12 protein-coding genes and 1 pseudogene are annotated in these 16776 nt (G+C 63.7%); 9 read left to right on the top strand and 4 right to left on the bottom strand.

The genetic code is table 11. The annotated features are described in order from the left end of the window. Positions 1-352 precede the first annotated feature (352 nt). Positions 353-1048: pseudogene (locus BG83_RS28040) on the bottom strand (SOS response-associated peptidase family protein); the annotation flags it as partial. 648 nt (positions 1049-1696) lie between these two features. Between BG83_RS28040 and BG83_RS0123425 the strand changes: the two are divergent. Next, positions 1697-2023 (top strand): EthD family reductase, encoded by a 327-nt coding sequence (locus tag BG83_RS0123425; protein ID WP_024979031.1) that lies wholly within the window; start codon positions 1697-1699, stop codon positions 2021-2023. Positions 2024-2187: 164 nt separating this feature from the next. On the opposite strand, the gene BG83_RS0123420 is transcribed toward BG83_RS0123425, so the two are convergent. Continuing rightward, the gene (locus tag BG83_RS0123420) at positions 2188-2922 is read right to left on the bottom strand and encodes an SDR family NAD(P)-dependent oxidoreductase (RefSeq protein WP_051541592.1); all 735 of its coding nucleotides are present in this window, start codon (positions 2920-2922) and stop codon (positions 2188-2190) included. Positions 2923-3033: 111 nt separating this feature from the next. On the opposite strand from BG83_RS0123420, the gene BG83_RS0123415 reads away from it, so the two are divergent. Beyond that, a complete protein-coding gene (locus BG83_RS0123415) occupies positions 3034-3981 on the top strand; it encodes a LysR family transcriptional regulator (RefSeq protein WP_024979029.1) in 948 nt (315 codons plus the stop codon). A gap of 141 nt (positions 3982-4122) precedes the next feature. Here BG83_RS0123415 and BG83_RS29455 read toward each other — a convergent pair whose 3' ends face one another. Further along, a complete protein-coding gene (locus tag BG83_RS29455) occupies positions 4123-4593 on the bottom strand; it encodes a hypothetical protein (RefSeq protein ID WP_152543749.1) in 471 nt (156 codons plus the stop codon). A gap of 277 nt (positions 4594-4870) precedes the next feature. Between BG83_RS29455 and acnB the strand changes: the two genes are divergently transcribed. After that, positions 4871-7456, top strand: a complete 2586-nt coding sequence (gene acnB / locus BG83_RS0123405) for a bifunctional aconitate hydratase 2/2-methylisocitrate dehydratase (protein WP_024979027.1) — start codon at positions 4871-4873, stop codon at positions 7454-7456. 153 nt (positions 7457-7609) lie between these two features. Here acnB and BG83_RS0123400 read toward each other — a convergent pair whose 3' ends face one another. Continuing rightward, positions 7610-9313: a M30 family zinc metallopeptidase gene (locus tag BG83_RS0123400; RefSeq protein ID WP_024979026.1), complete on the bottom strand. Its 1704-nt coding sequence runs from the start codon at positions 9311-9313 to the stop codon at positions 7610-7612. A gap of 324 nt (positions 9314-9637) precedes the next feature. Between BG83_RS0123400 and BG83_RS0123395 the strand changes: the two genes are divergently transcribed. The 6 genes from BG83_RS0123395 (at position 9638) to BG83_RS0123370 (ending at position 16750) form a co-directional block, all read left to right on the top strand. Next, on the top strand, positions 9638-10504 hold the full coding sequence (locus BG83_RS0123395; RefSeq protein WP_024979025.1) for a LysR family transcriptional regulator: 867 nt from the start codon (positions 9638-9640) through the stop codon (positions 10502-10504). A gap of 61 nt (positions 10505-10565) precedes the next feature. Further along, a complete protein-coding gene (locus tag BG83_RS28035; protein WP_235193263.1) occupies positions 10566-11723 on the top strand; it encodes a putative 2-aminoethylphosphonate ABC transporter ATP-binding protein in 1158 nt (385 codons plus the stop codon). A gap of 7 nt (positions 11724-11730) precedes the next feature. Further along, positions 11731-13503: a putative 2-aminoethylphosphonate ABC transporter permease subunit gene (locus tag BG83_RS0123385; RefSeq protein WP_024979024.1), complete on the top strand. Its 1773-nt coding sequence runs from the start codon at positions 11731-11733 to the stop codon at positions 13501-13503. Positions 13504-13566: 63 nt separating this feature from the next. Next, positions 13567-14445, top strand: coding sequence for a phosphonoacetaldehyde hydrolase (gene phnX, locus BG83_RS0123380; protein WP_024979023.1), 879 nt, complete (start codon positions 13567-13569; stop codon positions 14443-14445). 55 nt (positions 14446-14500) lie between these two features. After that, positions 14501-15526, top strand: a complete 1026-nt coding sequence (locus tag BG83_RS0123375; RefSeq protein WP_024979022.1) for a putative 2-aminoethylphosphonate ABC transporter substrate-binding protein — start codon at positions 14501-14503, stop codon at positions 15524-15526. A 3-nt stretch (positions 15527-15529) separates the two neighbouring features. Then, positions 15530-16750, top strand: a complete 1221-nt coding sequence (locus tag BG83_RS0123370; protein ID WP_024979021.1) for a TIGR03364 family FAD-dependent oxidoreductase — start codon at positions 15530-15532, stop codon at positions 16748-16750. The last annotated feature ends 26 nt before the right edge of the window (positions 16751-16776 follow it).

Here is a 16776-nt window from a genome sequence, read left to right as displayed (position 1 = left end):
TACAGGCGTTTCGCTTCCCTTTCGTGTGCTTTGGTTGTCGGAAATCGTTCAAGCTCCCCGCGCGGCCAGGCGGTCGTATTTGCCCCCAGTGCCGGGCACCGATGGAAATGCTAAGTCGGAAATTTTCGGCCCCGCGCTCCAACGACTTTGCTCAATGGGAGAAGGTCCGTTTCCTTGTTGAGCACGGGTTCCGCTTTTACTCCGTCTACGAGACGACTGCATCAGGTGGGAAGCGTGTAGTGAGCTACCCCGCCACATTGACGGAAGCCCATGAGTTTGTGCGTAAGTTCACGCCATAAAAGCCCCGTGTGGAGAACCTCTGCATAGTCTATTTGCGAGGTGATGGAACTCTTCACGTTGCGGCGCGATGCACGTAGTACGGCCGCAGCTTGTCCTCAAGAATCGCATCTACCGCATCGAGGCTGCGCGGCTCGGGGTTCAACCACGCATCAATGTTTTCCGGCTTGATCGGAATCGGGCAGCGGTCGTGGCCGGCCTCCGCGATCTCCGGCGGCGGATCGTCGGTGATGATGGCGAACGACAGCAGATCCTTCTCGCCGGGCTTGGTCGCGCGCCAGTGTGACCACACGCAGGCGACGAGCAGCGTCTGCGGCGGGTCGGGGCGGAATTCGAGCACGACGTTTTTGCCGTCTGGGCCGGTCACGTTCTCATAGAAGGCGTCGACCAGGACCAGGCCGTGCGTGTGGCCGTATTGGCCTTTCCAGAAGCCGCGCAAGTTGCCGCGGCGGGCGTTGTAGGTGCCGGGATACTGCTCGTCGTAGAAGGCCGGTTTGCCGGCGGGACGGCACTGGTAACGCATCGGTTTGACGACGCGCCGGCCGTTCTCCATGACCATCACGGGCGCGTACCAGCCGGGGTAGATGCGCGAGTCGCGCGGCTTGAGCTCGGTGCTCTTGATCTCTTCGAGTTTGCCCTTGGCCGCCGCGATCTTGTTGGTGGCGATGCGGACGTCTTCGGCGGCTTTCTTGGTGGTCTTGGCGGCGAGGGCCTGCTGGGCGTTCTCCAGCCGTTCGGTTTGTTCGATCAGCACGGGCGCATATTGGAAGGCGCTCCGAGGGGCGTATCGATTCGCTCATTCGCGTAAAACGTTTGCTGCGAACCAAAAAAAGCGCCCTGCACACGCGGGCGTGACGCTCCCCCCCGATGAGCCGTCATAAAACGCAGGAGACGCAAAGTAGGGACCATTGAGCATCCTGCGTATTTTCATTATCGGTGATCAGAACAGAAACCAAACCACCAAGAAGGGGGAGTTTCCGGCCGTGTATTGCAGGCGGTCACCACCGGTCGGCTGGCGGTCGCTCGCCTCTGATCTTGACGATCATCCCTGACAGCCAGCTCTCCTTTTGCGGCGCCAAACGGGGTGTCGGGGTAGACGAAATACTGTTCGGCTTCTACGCGTCAGGCGAAGTGCCCGACTTCGTGGGGGAGTGGATTTCCCACAGGTGGTGGCGCTTGGCTTATCGCGCCGCTGATCTTCCGTGACTTTGCCCGCAAATTGCCCACATTCGAATCGCAGTTCATCGGGATTCTGTGCCAAAACTCCGGCCTAACCCATTGATGTGTCTGGTCGCCCGGAACGGAAGTCTCACGCCCCCCCTCGACTGCAGGACGGTATGATCGTCGGCACTCACGAGAATCGCTGGGCGACGACGCCAATGATGGCAAGGAGAACCGCATGATCAAGGTCACCGTGATGTACCCGTACACCGAAGGCGCGCGTTTCGACCACGCCTATTACCGCGACCGGCACATGCCGATGGTGAAGGCTAGGTTGGGGAGTGCCTGCGCCTACTACACCGTCGAAAAAGGCTTGGCCGGTGGAGCGCCTGATACACCGCCTGCCTTCGTGGCGATGTGCGCGTTCATCTGTGATTCGGCCGAAGGCTTCCAGGCCGCCATGCGAGAGCACGGCGCCGAGATCCTGGGCGACATTGCCAACTATACCGACATCGCCCCGGTGGTTCAGGTCAGCGAGGTCGTCGTCGAGCGGTCGGATCGTTGAGCGCGCCCGATCGCGAGTCATACGCTGCCGTGCGGATCAAGCGCGGAAGTCCTGGCCAGCGGACACCGATGTCCGCAGCCCAACTCCCGGTCGCGGCGACCACGGCTCTAGCATCGTGCGGCGAGCACGTGCAATGCCGTTTTCTCCATACCAGCCCATCCGAATCACCAGCGGACAGTCCTGCCGCGGTAGTCGAGATACTCAAGGCCAGGTCGCCCCAGTTTGTTCAGAATCACGTTCACGACGCCTGGAACACTCTCCTCGATTGACAATCGTCCCTCGGGGCCGCCGAGATCGGTGCGTACCCAGCCGGGGGCGATCAGCAGCATGGCCAAGGGTGTGTGAGCCTGGCGCGCGGCGAAACTGCGCATGAACTGGTTCAGTGCCGCCTTGCTGCCGCGATAGAGTTCGCGCTGGCCGGATTCATTGTCGGCAATGCTGCCTTGCCCGGACGACATGATCCCGATCAGGCCGGCCGGCGGAACAAGGTCCGCCATGCTTTCGACCACGCGCATCGGGCTGAGCGCATTGGTGATCATGAGCGCCACGAAGTCTTCAGTGGAGACCTCGCCGATGGTCTGTGTTGGATCCGGATTGGTTGTCCCCGCATTGACGAACAGAACATCGAACGTCCGGCCGGACAGGCGTTCGCGCAGGGCCTGGATCTGCTCGGGCTGCGTGATGTCCAGCGTTTCGATGGCGACCTGGTCTGGATGCGCATTGGCGAGATCGTGCAAGAGTGTCCGGTCGTTGCCGGCGCGGACCGTGCCCACGACATTCCATCCCTTCTTGAGAAACTCGGCCGCCATGGCATAACCAAGGCCCCGTGAGGCGCCGATCAGCAAAACGGTGGGCGTGTGGATGGGAGCGTTGGGCAAGGCATTCTCCGTTGTGCGCAGGGGATGCTGCGTATTGTCAGAAGAGCCCGCGTTTTGCACCAGACGCCTGGCCGACAATCCACGATTGCACCAGACGCCATGGCTGGATGCGTTTTCGATTATTCTGGCCGCATGTCACGCGTCGATCTCAACCTCCTGCCCGCGCTGGATGCATTGCTCAGTGAACGTAGCGTCACCGGTGCGGCCCGGCGTCTGAATCTCAGCGTCTCCGCTATGAGCCGCACACTTTCGCGCCTGCGCATCGCGACGGGCGATCGCTTGCTGTTGCAGGCTGGCCGCGCGCTGGTGCTGACGCCTTACGCCGAGCAACTGAGCCTGCGCATTCCCGCACTGGCCCGTGAAGCGGAGGCGGCGCTCAGCCGTGCTGAACATCGATTCGACGTGGCCACCCTTGAGCAATGCTTCACCGTGCGCGCGGGTGAAGGCTTCGTCGATCTGCTTGGCGCGGCCTTGATGGACCGCATTCTTCGCGCGGCGCCCGGCGTGCAAGTCCGCTTCACGCCCAAGCCGGACTGGAACGCGCAGCCGTTGCGGGACGGCGCGATTGATCTGGAGATCGGTATTGTCCGCACGGCTGCCCCTGAGGTCCGGACACGGCTGCTTTTCCGCGATCGCTATGTCGGGGTGTGTCGCGTGGGCCATCCTTTCCTGGGCGATGCTCGCATCAGCCTGGAGCAATGGGCAGCATGTGGCCACGTCATGGTTTCGCGTACAGGCGAAACGGAAAATGCGATCGACGTGGCACTGGAGCTGCCAAACCTTCGACGGAAGGTAGTAATCGTGGTGCCGTCCTATATGAGCGCTATGCAACTGGCCCGCCATTCGGACTTACTGGCCGCCGTTCCGTACTCCTGCCTGGGTAATGCCTTTGTAACGGATTACGCGGCTGCCAACGGGCTGCAGTATTTCGAACTACCGCTGGCCATACCCGCTTTCACCGTTTCAGAGATCTGGCATCCGCGCCTCGATCACGATCCGGCGCATCAATGGTTTCGCACTGAAGTGCTAGAGCTTTGCCGGGCGGCATATCCGCAGAATCCTCCGCAACATGCGCGCTGACGGCAGGTAGGCTGTTATTGCTGAATAGTTGGCGGAACCTGCGCGTCGTAGCGGGCTGGTTTGCCGGCGGGGCGGCACCGGTATCGCCTCGGTTTTGACGACGCGCGGGCCGACTGGAGCAATTGCGGTATTGCCGTCTTCTCAGGCTGTCGTGGAGAACAGGCCTCCCGAGCTCTTGCCTTCCGCTTGCTGCGCCTGGGCAAGTTGGCCTATTGCAGTTTCAAGTGCCGCGGATACCGAGCTTGCTTCCGTCGACAGCGCCTGAAGTTTGGCAGCTGCCTCCTTGTCGATGGTGGCCTGTTTCGATTCGGCTTCCATCTGCCGCTGCAACGCTGAAAGCCGCTGCCGCAGCGCGTTGATCTGCGCTTTCAACTGCTTGACCACGGGGCTGTCGCTTGACGCCCCTGCGTCGCCCGATGATGGATTCAGGCCAGTCGATGATCGCGTTTCGTCGGTATTCGAGCCGATGTCGTTGCCTTTCGACGCGGATGGGGATGCCGCTTCATTTCCAACTGAAACGCGGGATGGACGGCTCGCCGCAGGCGGCAGCGCGTTGGTCGTGAGAGGGGGATCGACTCGCATAGCTGATTCTTTTTGTTTGAATGTCGGCAAACCGGGGATGTGCTCGCCGCTCTACATCGGAATCTTTTTCGGCACGTTCGCTTGGAACTTGAAGAGGCACGCAGGGGGGGGCTGTGTGCCTGGAGGAGAGGGGGAAGGGCAGCATTGAACGGCTGAAGGCGGCAGGTCGCGCGGTCGACTCTTATATAAGATATAAGACATTTGACCGTGTGGGGTATTGCGATTAGAATCGCGCCCAAGCGGCGCCCGGACCAGCCTCGGGGTGCCTGAAAAGATCCCCCTGTAACGTCATCTCAGCAGGTTTCCCATGCTTGAAAACTTTCGCGCTCACGTGGCCGCCCGCGCCGCGCTCGGTATTCCTCCCCTGCCGTTGACGGCTCAGCAGACCGCCGAACTGGTCGAACTGCTGACGAACCCGCCCGCGGGTGAAGAGCAAACGCTGCTCGACCTGATCACCCATCGCGTACCCGCTGGCGTGGACGAAGCCGCCCGCGTGAAAGCAGGCTTCCTGGCTGCTGTCGCCAAGGGTGAGACCGCTTGCGCGCTGATTTCGCGTGCCCGCGCCACCGAACTGCTCGGCACGATGCTGGGCGGCTACAACATCCAGCCGCTGATCGAGCTGCTGTCTGACGCCGAAGTCGGCGCCACCGCCGCAGAGGCGCTGAAGAAAACGCTGCTGATGTTCGACCAGTTCCATGATGTGAAGGAACTCGCCGACAAGGGCAACGTGCACGCAAAGGCTGTGCTGCAGAGCTGGGCCGACGCCGAATGGTTCACGAGCCGTCCGGAAGTGCCGGAAAGCCTGACCATCACCGTGTTCAAGGTGACGGGCGAAACCAACACCGACGACCTGTCGCCGGCACCGGACGCCACCACCCGCCCGGACATCCCGATGCACGCGCTGGCGATGCTGAAGAACGCGCGCCCCGGCATCACGCCGGAAGAAGACGGCAAGCGCGGCCCGGTCAAGTTCATCGAATCGCTTAAGGAAAAGGGCCACCTGGTCGCCTACGTGGGCGACGTGGTCGGCACCGGTTCCTCGCGCAAGTCGGCCACCAACTCGGTGCTGTGGTTCACGGGCGAAGATATCCCCTACGTTCCGAACAAGCGTTTCGGCGGCGTGTGCCTGGGCGGCAAGATCGCTCCGATCTTCTACAACACGATGGAAGATGCCGGCGCGCTGCCGATCGAACTCGACGTGTCGCAGATGGAAATGGGCGACGTGGTTGAACTGCGCCCGTACGAAGGCAAGGCGCTGAAGGACGGCAAGGTTATCGCCGAATTCCAGGTCAAGTCGGACGTGCTGTTCGACGAAGTGCGCGCCGGTGGCCGCATTCCGCTGATCATCGGCCGCGGCCTGACCGCCAAGGCGCGTGAAGCGCTGGGCCTCGCACCGTCGACGCTGTTCCGCCTGCCGCACCAGCCGGCCGACAGCGGCAAGGGTTTCTCGCTCGCGCAGAAGATGGTCGGCCGCGCGTGCGGTCTGCCGGAAGGCCAGGGCATTCGCCCGGGCACGTACTGCGAACCGAAGATGACCTCGGTCGGCTCACAGGACACCACGGGCCCGATGACCCGCGACGAACTGAAGGATCTGGCGTGCCTCGGCTTCTCGGCCGACCTCGTGATGCAGTCGTTCTGCCACACCGCCGCGTATCCGAAGCCGGTGGACGTGAAGACGCACCAGACGCTGCCGAACTTCATCAGCACGCGTGGCGGCATTGCGCTGCGCCCGGGCGATGGCGTGATCCACTCGTGGCTGAACCGCATGCTGCTGCCCGACACCGTCGGCACCGGCGGCGACTCGCACACGCGCTTCCCGATCGGCATCAGCTTCCCGGCAGGCTCGGGCCTGGTCGCATTCGCGGCTGCCACCGGCACGATGCCGCTGGACATGCCGGAATCGGTGCTGGTTCGCTTCAAGGGCAAGATGCAGCCGGGCGTCACGCTGCGTGACCTCGTCAACGCGATTCCGCTGTACGCGATCAAGCAAGGCATGCTGACGGTCGCCAAGCAAGGCAAGAAGAACATCTTCTCGGGCCGCATCCTCGAAATCGAAGGCCTGCCTGACCTGAAGGTCGAGCAAGCGTTCGAACTGTCGGATGCGTCTGCTGAGCGTTCGGCCGCCGGTTGCACAGTGCACCTGAACAAGGACCCGATCATCGAGTACCTGAACAGCAACATCACGCTGCTCAAGTGGATGATCGCGCAGGGCTACCAAGACCCGCGCAGCCTGCAACGCCGCATCAAGGCGATGGAGCAATGGCTGGCCGATCCGCAACTGCTGCAGCCGGACGCCGACGCTGAATACGCTGCCGTCATCGAGATCGACCTGGCCGACATCCATGAGCCGATCGTTGCCTGCCCGAACGATCCGGACGACGTGAAGACGCTGTCCGACGTGGCCGGCGCCAAGATCGACGAAGTGTTCATCGGCTCGTGCATGACCAACATCGGCCACTTCCGTGCGGCGTCGAAGCTGCTGGAAGGCAAGCGCGACATTCCGGTCAAGCTCTGGGTTGCGCCGCCGACCAAGATGGACCAGAAGCAATTGACGGAAGAGGGCCACTACGGCGTGTTCGGCACGGCCGGTGCCCGCACCGAAATGCCGGGCTGCTCGCTGTGCATGGGCAACCAGGCACAGGTGCGCGAAGGCGCGACGGTCATGTCGACGTCCACCCGCAACTTCCCGAACCGCCTGGGCAAGAACACGAACGTGTACCTCGGCTCGGCGGAACTGGCGGCGATCTGCTCGCGTCTGGGCAAGATCCCGACCAAGGACGAGTACATGGCCGACATGGGCGTGCTCACCGCCAACGGCGACAAGATCTACCAGTACATGAACTTCGACCAGATCGAAGACTTCAAGGAAGTGGCCGACACCGTACAGATGTAAGCACGCGGTGAGGCTACGGCGGGTCGTTCCTGCCGTAGTCAAGTGAAAAGGCGCCGAGGGCATTCAACCCTCGGCGCCTTTTCTTTTGGTCCTTCTCAAGGTTCCGGCGCTGGCCGAAACCAAAAGGGAGCACGCTCCCTCAGCCGCGCATTGTCAATGGATGATGATCGACACCGTTGAATATGCCGGCACCGTGATCGTCTCGCTGTACGTGCCAGCCTTCGTGCCGCGTGCGACCGGGAACTGGCCGAAGCTTTGCAGCGTGGCCGGTACCGACGTCGGCATGGTGCGCTGGCTGCTGTAGTTCGGGCCGTTCAGCGCCGGGATCGAAAAGCCGCTGTCCGAGCGAGCCGGATACGCAAATCCCGACGGGCTGCCCGGCACCGGCAGCAGCGCAACCGCCGTGCCCCAGCGGCCCGTTGCATCGCCCAGCCCTGCGCCGCCGCCGGCTTGGATGGCGCTGTTGAGTACCGCAGCCGAATCCGTCGACGAGAAGTTCTGCAGCAGGTTCGTGTAGTACGCAATGCCGTACTGGCGCAGCAGGAAGCCGCCCAGGCTGCCCGAAATCGGATACCCCGGGCATGACGACGACAGCGACGGATCGAACGCCGTCAGCGAGCAGTCGTACGCGCTTTGCAGCCAGGCCGGGAAGCGGCTGTCGCGCACGTTGTTGAAGCTTGGGTCGATCTGGCTGGAGAGCACGTCTTCCATCGTCATCGCTGTCATTTCTTCCAGCCAGGTGCCGTACATGTACTGCGAGCCGTGCAGCACGCCGCGCTGGTAGAAGTTGGCCATGTGCGTGAACTCATGGCCGAGCGTCGAGATGACGGTGTTCAGCCCGTCCGTGCCACCCAGGTAGATCGTTTCCGAATCCACATAGAGCGACAGCGACTGGTTCGACAGCGGCTGCGAGCTGGTGGTGAAGTTGTTGCGCGCCCAGAAATAGCCAACGCGGCCATAGGGCTGGCTATCCGGCTGGATGTTCAGCACCACGACATCGAGCGCCTGGTTCGGATCGATCAGGCTGGCGGAGCTGGAGTAGCTGCCCCACGGCTGGCCGACCAGCGAAGTGGCCAGTGCGTAGACAGACTGCGTGCCCGAAGCAAATTTGCTGATGAGCGTGTTGATGATGCCGTCGGTGATCTTGCTGGTGTCGTATTCGGTGTTTTCCACCCACAGGTTGACGATGCGGCCGTCCGTGGCCGTGGCTTGCTGGCGCAGCGTGGCCGTACGCACGGTGGCGGTGCCATCCGGCTGTTGATGGTTCCACGTACGCTGTGTGCCGACGCTGGCGACCGACTGCGGACGCAGCACCGTGTCGTTGGAAGCGCCTTGCGTCTTGAGCGGGGCGCCGCCAGTGGCGTATCCATCCAGCGCATGGATGTTGAAATCGGAGAGCTGGCGATCGAACGCTGCGTTGGCGTCATTGCCCGCCACGTCGGCGGCAGTCTTCGGGACCGGCGTGCCCGTGGCATTCAGCAGCCCCAGGCCCGTGAGCGAGATGGACGGCATCGGCTGAGCCGCCGCACTCTGGTTGGTGTAGATGAGCGTCACGCTCTGGCCAGTCAGCCCCGCGATCGACACCGGCACCGAGCCGGACGCTCCGCCCGTATTGGTCGCTTGCCATACGCCCACGCCGGAGCCGGCGTAGGTATTGCCCAGTGCGCCGCAGTTCGACCCGCTGCACGCCGCCGCCACGGTGATATTGGCGGACGAGCCTTGCGTGGCTGCCGGGGTGGCCCCCGAACCCCCGCCGCCACCGCCTCCACCACATGCGGCCAGGGTGCCTGCTGCTGCCACCATCATCGCGATGGTCCATTGCTTCGTGCCGCGCACGTTGTTGCTGCTGCGTTCCATCCACTTCTCTCCAAATCCGCACATACCAGAAGCCTGCGCGAGGGCGGCTCGTGACTGCCTCAAGCGCAACATGCGAACGGATTCTCAAGGCGAAGTGGCGGATTCGATTTGTGGAAATGACGGCCTCACAGGCGCCAATTCCCCCCGATGTGGGGGTACGCAAAGTTTGCGTTGTCGAAAAGGTTGAAAAAGTCGTAGCTCCGGGATGTAGATGCAGAAAACGGAGGAGGGCGCCTGGCGCCACTTTGGCGACGGAGCCGTCCGCTAGAATGGGCCGCCCGCTCATTCACCGCGCCGCAAACGCGCTCAATACGTCACCCGCCGATGCTCGTTGCGCAGCTCAAATCGTTCTTCATGGTTGCCCGCCTGGGCAGCATCACGCTGGCAGCCAAGCAGCTCGGCCTGTCGCAGCCGACCGTGACTTCGCAGATCCGCGCCCTGGAAGAGGCCTACGGCGTGGAGCTGTTCTACCGGGGCGGGCGCCGGCTCTCCTTGTCGGACGCGGGCGTGCGGCTGATGCCCCTGGTGGACCAGCTCGTGCGCCAGGAAACCGAGATCGACTTCTTCCTGCGCAACTCCGGTGACATGGGATCGGGCCACCTGCGCATCGGCGCGACGGCGCCGTATTACGTACTCGACATCGTCGATCGCTTCTGCAAAAGCCACCCCGGCATCGACGTCAGCATCGAAGCCGGCAATTCGGTGCAGATGCTCGAAGCGCTGCAGGAGTACCGGGTGGACGTGGCATCGTCGTCGCAGCGCGTGGACGACGCGCGTTTTCTGCGCATTGAACTGGCGCGCGATCCGCTTGTGCTCGTGGTGCATCGCAGCCACGCGCTCGCCGGCCAGACGAGCGTGCCTGTGAGTGCTCTGTCGCAATGCCGGCTGCTGGTGCGCGAGGTGGGATCGACCACGCGCGCCATGACCGAAACGATGATGGCGCAGGCTGGCGTGACGCCGGCTTCCACGGTAGAAATCGGCAGCCGGGAGTCCATCCGGGAGGCCATCACGCGCAACCTGGGTGTCAGTGTCATCGCCCGCCAGGAAGTGCCGAGCCACGCCGATCTGCGTGTGCTGCCCTTTGAGGGTGGCGCGCCGGAGCTGAGCGAATACCTGTATTGCCTGCAGGATCGGCGTGAGGCGCGGTTGATTGCCGCCTTCCTGAGCGAAGTCCGGCCGGTCTCGTCATAGACGAACCAAAATCCGGAAATGCGCGCATTGGCGTTTTTGGGGTAACTGCCACAAGGGGTACATGTCGGCTGGCTACAGTGGCGATCGTTTTTGCCACTATCTGCGCCCTGTGCCCATCTCTCAGCCTGTTACCAACCCGACCTCGGGTTCCGCCACACCGTTCCTGTCGGTGCGGCAAATCTCACGCCGATTTGGCGCGTTCACGGCGCTTGACGGGGTGTCGCTGGATGTGGCGCAAGGCGAATTCGTCTGCCTGCTGGGCCCGTCGGGCTGCGGCAAGACGACCCTGCTGCGCATCATTGCCGGGCTGGAGGCGCACGACGGCGGCCAGATCGTCGCCGGTGGCCGCGATATTTCCAATCTGCCCCCGCGTGAGCGTGACTACGGCATCGTCTTCCAGTCGTATGCGCTGTTTCCCAACCTGACGGTCGCGCAGAACGTTGGCTACGGGCTGGACGCCAGTAGCGGCAACCGTGCGCGCATGCAGGAGCGGGTCTCGGAGATGCTCGCGCTGGTTGACCTGGCCGGCAGCGAGGCGAAGTACCCGTCGCAACTGTCGGGCGGCCAACAGCAGCGTGTGGCACTGGCCCGCGCACTGGCACCCGCGCCGTCGCTGTTGCTGCTGGATGAGCCAATGTCGGCGCTGGACGCCCAGGTGCGCGAGCACCTGCGCATCGAGCTGCGCCGCCTGCAGCGCAAGCTGAACGTCACCACGTTGATGGTCACGCACGACCAGGACGAGGCCATGGCGATGGCTGATCGCATCGCCGTCATGTCCAACGGCCGCATCGAGCAGACCGGCTCGCCGGCGGAGATCTATTCGCGCCCGGCAACCGGGTTTGTCGCCGGGTTTGTCGGCCAAGCCAACTGGCTGCCGCTGGAACGCGCGGAAGATGGCACGCCCACGCTGGCCGGCCAACCGCTGCTGCTCGATCCGGTTTTCGCCGATAGTGGGGCGTTTCAGGGCCGTCTGTTCTGCCGCCCCGAAGCCGTCACGCTGCATCCCGACGACGACGCACCCAATCGCCATCTCGCCCGCGTGGTCGACCAGATCTACCTGGGCAGCCGAACGCGCGTGACGCTGTCGATCGATGGCCTGGCCGATGCACCGCTGGTGGCCGAAGTGGCATCGAGCGCGCTGCAAACCGGCCGCAATGGCCTGGGCGACAGCAAGCTGTGGATCGCGCTGGAGCGCGACGGCCTGCGTGTGTATGCCTGAGGCCGCCATGTCGATGCTGCCCCCTGAGGCCAACGTGGTTGCGGCCACCCAATCCGCCGCATCCAAACCGGCTCGCGCCGCGGGCACGCCGTTCTGGCGTACCGATGCGCCTGTGCTGACGGGCATGAAGCTCGGCTGGCTGCTGTTGCTCGCCATCGGCTTGCTGCTGCCCACGGCGATGATGTTGTTGCAGGCCACGGGCCTGGTTGCCAGTGTGCGCAGCACAGACGAGCACGGCCTGGCGCTGGTTGCCCATGTGGTGCAGGCGCCGAATTTTCTTGCCATGGTTGGCCGTACCCTCGCGGTATCCGGTGCGGTGGCCGCCATTGTGGTGCCGCTGGCATTTGCCCTGGCTTACGCGGTGCAACGCACCCGCATGCCGTTGCGCGGCACGATGCGCACGCTGGCGATGCTGCCGCTGTTTGCGCCGTCGCTGCTGCCGGGCATTGCGCTGGTTTACCTGTTTGGCAACCAGGGCTTGTTCAAGGCATGGATGAGCGGCAACAACATCTACGGCTTCTGGGGCATCGTGCTGGGCGAGGTGTTCTACACGTTCCCGTATGCGTTGATGCTGTTGCTGGCGACGCTCACGCTGGCAGACGGCCGGCTGTATGACGCCGCCCGTGCCATGGGCGCGAGCCCGTGGCGCACGTTCCGCACGGTCACGCTGCCCGGTGCGCGCTACGGGTTGTTCGGCGCCTTCGCGTTGGTCTTCACGCTGGTCGCGACCGACTTTGGCGTGCCGACCGTGGTGGGCGGCAGCTACCAGGTGTTGGCCGTGGAGGCCTACAAGGCCGTGGTAGGCCAACAGCAGTTTGCGCGCGGTGCCGTCATCGGTTTGATGCTGCTGCTGCCCGCGCTGCTGACCTTTGCGGTAGAGCGCCTCGTGCAGCGCCGCCAGCACGCCGCGCTGGCCAGCCGCGCACAGCCATATCACCCGCAGCCGGATCGCCTGCGTGATGGGCTTTTCCTGCTGCTGAGCGTGCTGGTGGTCGGCGGGATTCTGCTGATGCTTGCCACCGCCGTTGGCGCATCGCTGGTGAAGCTCTGGCCGTACAACCTCGAACTGTCGCTGCGCAATTACGACTTCGACAACATGGATGGCGGTGGCTGGCTGGCGTATCGCAACAGTCTGAAGTTGGCTGCACTCACCACCGTGTTCGGTACCGCACTGATCTTCACCGGCGCATGGCTGGTTGAGAAAACACGCGCTGCAGGATGGTTGCAATCCGGTTTGCATTCGGCCATCCGCTTTGCCGTGCTGCTGCCGATGGCGGTGCCCGGCCTCGTGCTCGGTCTGGGCTACGTGTTCTTCTTCAACCATCCGGCCAATCCGCTCAACGGCCTGTATGGCGGCATGGCGCTGATGGTGCTCTGCACGATCATGCATTGCGCCACGGCAGCACACCTCACGTCGGTGGCGTCGCTGGGGCAGCTCGATCCGGTGTTCGAGGCGGTGTCGGCCTCGCTCAAGGTGTCTGCGCTGCGCACGTACTGGCGCGTGACGCTGCCAATGTGTGTGCCGGCCGTGCTGTCGTGCGCGCGTTATCTGTTCGTGTCGGCCATGACGACCGTGTCAGCAGTGATCTTCCTCTACAGCCCCGACACCGTGCTCGCTTCCGTGGCCGTGCTGAACATGGACGACGCCGGCGACATCGGCCCCGCTGCGGCCATGTCCACGCTCATTCTCGTCACGTCGATCGTCGTATCTCTGCTGCTGGAACTGGCCACGCGCGGCATCGTGCGGCGTACGCAGGCGTGGCGCACGGCGGCGCATTGAATTCGTCGTCCCTAATAACAACAAGCAGCAACAAGCAGCAAAAAACAGAAAGGAAGCATGAACATGGGTGACTCCTCCCCAATCTCGGCACGCCAGGCCGGCGCAGACCGCCTCAACCCGGGCGGCACGCCGTTGCGCCTGGAGGCCGCTGTGCTCGACTGGGCCGGTACCGTGGTCGATTTCGGCTCGTTTGCCCCCACGCAGATCTTCGTGGAAGCGTTTGCAGAATTTGGCGTGGCCATCACGCTGGACGAAGCACGCGGCCCGATGGGCCTGGGCAAGTGGGACCACATCCGCACGCTGTGCAACGACGGTGCGATTGCCGCGCGTTTCTCGCTCGCGCACGGGCGCATGCCCACCGATGACGATGTCACCGCCATCTACAAACGCTTCATGCCGCTGCAGATCGAAAAGGTGGGTGCGCATTCCGCAATGATCCCGGGCGCGCTCGACACCATCGCCGCACTGCGCGAAGCGGGGTTGAAGATCGGCACGTGCTCGGGCTACCCGCGCGTGGTGATGGATCGTGTGGTCGACCTGGCTGCCAGTGCTGGCTACACACCCGACTGCGTGGTCGCTTGCGATGAAGTGCCGCGTGCCCGCCCGTGGCCTGCGCAGGCACTGCGCTGCGTGGTGGACCTTGCGATTGGGGATGTGGCGGCCTGCGTGAAGGTCGACGACACCGTGCCCGGAATCGAAGAGGGCCGCCGCGCCGGCATGTGGACCGTTGCGCTGCTCATGTCGGGCAACGCGCTGGGCCTGCCGTACGAGCAATACAGCGCACTGTCTGCGGACGAGCGTGCGCGCCATCGCGTCGCCATCTCGGCCGGCTTTTCCGCCTGCCGCCCGCATTACGAGATCGACACGATTGCCGATCTGCCTGAAGTCGTGGCCGACATCAACCGCCGTCTGGCGCGCGGTGAACGCCCGCAGTGCATCTGAGTTTGTTGTCCTGTTTGTTGTCTTTTCCGCTGCATCACACCATACCGAGGAAACCATGACCGCACGTCTTTCCCTGCTGGCCGCCGCAGTCACTTCGGCCGCGATGGCTTTCGCCACGTCGGCTTTTGCCAAGACCACGCTGACCGTATACACGGCGCTGGAAGCTGACCAAGTGAAGGCGTACCAGGAGGCCTTCGAGAAGGCCAATCCGGACATCGAGATCAAGTGGGTGCGCGACTCCACTGGCGTTGTCACCGCCAAGCTGCTGGCCGAGAAGAACAATCCGCGCGCTGACGTGGTGTGGGGCCTGGCCGCATCGAGCCTGGCCATCCTGGACAAGGAAGGCATGCTGACGCCGTACGCACCGGCGGATCTGTCGAAGATCGGCGCCACGTACCGCGACAAGGCCAACCCGCCGGCATGGGTCGGCATGGATGCATGGGGCGCGGCCATTTGCTTCAACACCGTCGAAGCACAGAAGCAGAACCTGCCGAAGCCGACTTCGTGGGCCGACCTGACCAAGCCGGTCTACGCTGGCAAGATCGTCATGCCGAACCCGGCGTCGTCGGGCACGGGTTACCTGGACGTCAGCGCATGGCTGCAGATGCTGGGTGAGCAGAAGGGCTGGGCCTACATGGACGCACTGCACCAGAACATCGGCCAATACACGCACTCGGGCTCCAAGCCTTGCAAGATGGCTGCCTCGGGTGAATTCCCGATCGGCATCGCGTTTGAATACCGTGCCGTGAAATCGAAGAAGGAAGGCGCACCCATCGACATCGTGCTACCGTCCGAAGGCCTGGGCTGGGACGTGGAAGCCACCGGCATCATGAAGGGCACGAAGAACCTGGACGCCGCCAAGAAGCTGGCTGACTTCTCGGCAAGCCCGGCTGCAATGGCGCTGTATGAGAAGAACTTTGCCGTGGTCGCCACGCCCGGCTTCTCCAAGCCGGATCCGCTGCTGCCGGCCGACTACGAAAAGCGTCTGATCAAGAACGACTTTACGTGGGCCAGCGCCAATCGCGATCGCATCCTCGCTGAGTGGACGAAGCGCTACGACGGCAAGTCGGAGAAGAAGTAAGCGATGCAAGCTCCCGTAACTCAAGGGGGCCTGGATGCCAGCACCGACGTCGCCATCGTCGGGGCTGGCATTTTGGGCTTGGCGCACGCAGCCGCTGCAGTCAAACGCGGCCTGCGCGTGACGGTATTCGAGCGCAGTGATATTGCCGTCGGCGCGTCCATTCGCAATTTCGGTCAGATGCTGGTGACCGGCCAGCCGCCCGGCATCATGCTGGACCTCGCGCGCGAAAGCCGCGCGCTGTATCTCGACTGGGCCGATAGGGCCGGCATCTTTGCGCGCGCCAACGGTGCTCTGCTATTTGCCCGCAATGCCGCGGAAGAAGCCGTGCTGGACGAGTTCATGGCGACGCGCGCACCGGCTTTCGGCTACAACGTAAAGCTGTTGCGCAGCGCAGACCTGGCGAACCTCTACGATGGACGCTTCATGCGCCACCGAGCAGCGCTCCAGGGCTTTGATGATCTGCAGCTCTATTCGCGCGAAGCCATTCCGGCGCTGGCGTCATGGCTTGCCACGCAAGGTGTGCGTTTCCATTTCGGTACGCTCGTGCGCCATGTTGAAGGCGGCCGGCTGGAAACAACCGCCGGTGTGTGCAACGCCCAGCGTGTGATCGTCTGCAGCGGTCACGATTACCACACGCTGTGTGCGGACCAGCTTCGCGCGCTGCAACCGCAGGTTTGCCGCCTGCAGATGCTGCGTGTCACACCCGAAGACGGCTTCCGTCTGGAGCACGCCGTGCTGACCGGGCTGTCATGCACGCACTACGGGGCATTTGCGGACTTGCCGACCGCCCAGGCGCTGGCCATGCAGATCGAGCATCAGCGCCCCGAGCTGGCGCGTCATGGCATTCACCTGTTAGTCAGCCCGACACCCTATGGCGACTGGATCGTCGGCGATTCGCACGACTACGGTCAGGACGCTCGCCCGTTCAACGCCGAGTCGGTCGACAACATCATGCTCGACCTCGCGCGTGACACCTTCGGCAGCAAGTTGCGCGTGGTGGAGCGTTGGCAGGGCGTGTACGGCGCCAAGTGTCGTGTACCCGGCAGTGGCGCGTTCTCGATCACCCGCATCGATGACCGCACCACCGTCGCGCTGATGCACAGCGGCATTGGTATGAGCGTGGGTCCGGCGCTGGCGCATCGGCATATGGATGCGCTGGTCGACGGCACCGAACTGCCGCAGTGGACGCCGCCGGCGAGCACGCCCGCAGCGATGACTGCCTGACGGAGTGTCGTTCACCGACAAGACGC

This window comes from Ralstonia pickettii (genome assembly GCF_000607165.1).
In the GTDB taxonomy this organism is placed as follows: Bacteria; Pseudomonadota; Gammaproteobacteria; order Burkholderiales; family Burkholderiaceae; genus Ralstonia; species Ralstonia holmesii.
The sequence above is the reverse complement of the archived record's forward strand: the minus strand, read 5'-3'. Positions and strand labels throughout refer to the sequence as shown.

Bases quoted from the DNA above. Each gene is read 5' to 3' on its own strand.
- BG83_RS0123425 (WP_024979031.1), top strand. From the start codon at position 1,697: ATGATCAAGGTCACCGTGATGTACCCGTACACCGAAGGCGCGCGTTTC.
- BG83_RS0123415 (WP_024979029.1), top strand. From the start codon at position 3,034: ATGTCACGCGTCGATCTCAACCTCCTGCCCGCGCTGGATGCATTGCTC.
- acnB (WP_024979027.1), top strand. From the start codon at position 4,871: ATGCTTGAAAACTTTCGCGCTCACGTGGCCGCCCGCGCCGCGCTCGGT.
- BG83_RS0123400 (WP_024979026.1), bottom strand. From the start codon at position 9,313: ATGGAACGCAGCAGCAACAACGTGCGCGGCACGAAGCAATGGACCATC.
- BG83_RS0123395 (WP_024979025.1), top strand. From the start codon at position 9,638: ATGCTCGTTGCGCAGCTCAAATCGTTCTTCATGGTTGCCCGCCTGGGC.
- BG83_RS28035 (WP_235193263.1), top strand. From the start codon at position 10,566: ATGTCGGCTGGCTACAGTGGCGATCGTTTTTGCCACTATCTGCGCCCT.
- BG83_RS0123385 (WP_024979024.1), top strand. From the start codon at position 11,731: ATGTCGATGCTGCCCCCTGAGGCCAACGTGGTTGCGGCCACCCAATCC.
- phnX (WP_024979023.1), top strand. From the start codon at position 13,567: ATGGGTGACTCCTCCCCAATCTCGGCACGCCAGGCCGGCGCAGACCGC.
- BG83_RS0123375 (WP_024979022.1), top strand. From the start codon at position 14,501: ATGACCGCACGTCTTTCCCTGCTGGCCGCCGCAGTCACTTCGGCCGCG.
- BG83_RS0123370 (WP_024979021.1), top strand. From the start codon at position 15,530: ATGCAAGCTCCCGTAACTCAAGGGGGCCTGGATGCCAGCACCGACGTC.